Raw genomic sequence first — 2,429 nt, 5'->3', positions numbered from 1 at the left:
CCATTCCGGACATCATTCCGTCGCCTCGGCTGCGGCCCGCGCCGCCCCCTGCAGCGCCTCCCCGACCCCCCCCCCCCCCCCCCCCCCCTCCCCTTTCCCCCCCACCCCCCCCCCCCCCCCCCCCCCCCCCCCCCCCTCCCCCCCCCCCCCCCCCCCGAGGCTGTGCGCGACAGGTGCGGCAGGGCCGGGGGTCAGGCGGCCACGGCCACCGCGTCCGAAGACTCCGGCACCTGCGCCTGCGCCGCCTGCGCCCGCAGCGGGTTGTCCTGCTGCGCGGACAGCCGCCGCCCCATCCACAGCGCCAGCGCGCTGATCCCGAGCGAGCACACGACCAGCATCGCTATATAAGCGACGTACATACCGCCCCCGGCCATCAGCCCGCCGACGGCCGGACCGATCGCCAGCGCGAGCTGCTTCACCAGAGCGAAGGCCGAGTTGTACTGACCGACCAGCCGCGACGGTGCCAGGTCGGCCACCAGCGGCGCCATCGTCGGCGACAGCATCGACTCGCCCAGCCCGAAGAGCGCGTACGTCGAGATGAGCAGCGTGGTGGCGACGGCCTGCGCCCCGTGCACCAGGCCGGAGACCCCGGCCGCGATCCACGCCACGGTCCAGACCAGCCCGACCAGCGCTATGACCCGGCTGCGCCGCCGCCGCTCGACGAGCTTCAGCACGACGAACTGCGCCAGCACGATGGCGGCCGTGTTGGCGGCCAGCGCCACGCCCAGCGTCGCGGGGGAGATCCGGGTGACCTCGACGGCGTACGCGGACAGGCCCGACTCGAACTGCCCGTAGCAGGCGAAGAACATCACGAAGCCCAGCACGCACAGCTGCACCATCGCCCGGTCCGAGAGCAGCGTCCGCCAGCCGCCCTTGGCGGCCTCCTGCGGCACCGAGTCCTCGACCTTCGACGTGCTCGGCAGCCGTACGGTCGCGAGGATCGCGCCCAGCACCAGGAACATCGCGGACTCGATCGCGAACAGCCGCACGAAGCTCGACGGGTCCGAGGTGTCCACGAGCTGACCGCCGAGCAGTCCGCCGACGCCGAGCCCCAGGTTGTTCAGGAAGAACTGCATCGCGAAGGAGCGCGACCGGGTGGCCGGGGTGGAGCACCACACGATCATGGTGGCCAGGGCCGGCTGGATGACCGCGATACCCGCGCCCAGCGCGGCCGCGGCGGCGATGGCCAGCGGCTCGGTCTGGGCGAGCCCGAGCCCCATCGAACCGATGGCGGCGGCGACCGTACCGACGACGGCGACAGGCAGCGGACCCCGCCGGTCGATGGCCCAGCCGGTGAAGGGCAGCACGGCGAGCGCGGCCACGGCGAACGTCGCGAGCACGATGCCTGCCGTGCTCGCGCCGAGATCCCGCACCTGAGACACATAGATGAACAGGAAGGGGACGGTGAAGCCGTTGCCGAACGCACTCAGTGCGTTGCCCAGCTGGATCCGGCGCAGCGCTGCGCCCATCGCGGTGGTCACGCTCACCTCCTAGATAGTGAGAGTGGAGAAGGGAAGGGGGGAGAGTCCAAGCCTGAAGACTTCAACTCTAAAGTTCGAAGCTAAAGAGTACATATCAAAGGGCTTTAACGCCAATCACACGTGTCATACTGCGGCGCATGGCTGACACCCCCGGCCCTCCAGAGCCGAGCCTCGACGAGCAGATCGCTGCGTACCAGCGAGAGTTCCACGACCTAGATCCGCAGGTGGAGAAGGTCGTCTCGGCCCTGAGCCGCCTCAACCGCCGCATGAACGTCGCGTACGGGCGACAGACCGCCGACCTCGGCATCAGCAACACCGAGTGGGAGGTGCTCAAGGCCCTCGTACTGGCCGGCGAGCCCTACCGCCTGGGCCCCGGTGAACTCGCGAAGCGCCTCGGACTGACCCCGGCGGCCATGACCCACCGCATCGACCGGATGGTGGGGGAGGGGCTGGTCACGCGGGAGCGCGACGAGAACAACCGGGTCCGCGTCATCATCGGCATTACGAGCGAAGGCCGCAGCAAGTGGCTGGAAGCGATGCGGATGGCGACCATCTTCGAGGGCGACCTGCTCCAGGACCTCTCGGGCGACGAGCGCGCGGTGCTCGGCGAGATGCTGACCCGGCTGCTGCGCCGCGTGGAGGACGCCCAGCCGGACGCCGGCGGGCGCCTGAACGACCTGGACTGAACGACCTGGACTGAGGGTGACCGGGGCGGGTTGACACAGCCAGGGGCCGTCCGTAGTGTTCTCCGAGTTGCCACGGAGCCGTAACGGTTCTTCGGTAGCCACTTGAGCCGCACCGGCGGCAAATCACTACAGCACGGCCCCTGAACGGGAACGATTTCGGCATGCCGGAATTCGGACCACGGACTCGATTATGAGTCACCAGGGAAATCCGCTAAAGTAGTGACCACGCCGGAAGGCGCGAGAAACCCCCTCCAACGGGGAC

Annotated in this window: 2 protein-coding genes; one reads left to right on the top strand and one right to left on the bottom strand. The window is 69.8% G+C overall.

The window, feature by feature from the left end; all coding sequences use genetic code 11:
* Window positions 1-191 precede the first annotated feature (191 nt).
* Window positions 192-1,481 (bottom strand): MFS transporter, encoded by a 1,290-nt coding sequence (locus tag AC07AB_RS40165; protein WP_478577670.1) that lies wholly within the window; start codon window positions 1,479-1,481, stop codon window positions 192-194.
* A 137-nt stretch (window positions 1,482-1,618) separates the two neighbouring features.
* Here AC07AB_RS40165 and AC07AB_RS40160 point away from each other — a divergent pair, with 137 nt between their 5' ends.
* Entirely contained in the window at window positions 1,619-2,167 is a 549-nt protein-coding gene (locus tag AC07AB_RS40160; protein ID WP_478577667.1) for a MarR family winged helix-turn-helix transcriptional regulator, read from the top strand.
* Window positions 2,168-2,429: the final 262 nt, after the last annotated feature.

Source organism: Streptomyces sp. NPDC044033 (genome assembly GCF_056434425.1).
The sequence above is the reverse complement of the archived record's forward strand: the minus strand, read 5'-3'. Positions and strand labels throughout refer to the sequence as shown.

What these genes read in the sequence shown, in the direction of transcription:
- AC07AB_RS40160 (WP_478577667.1), top strand. Translation starts at nt 1,619, where the DNA reads ATGGCTGACACCCCCGGCCCTCCAGAGCCGAGCCTCGACGAGCAGATC.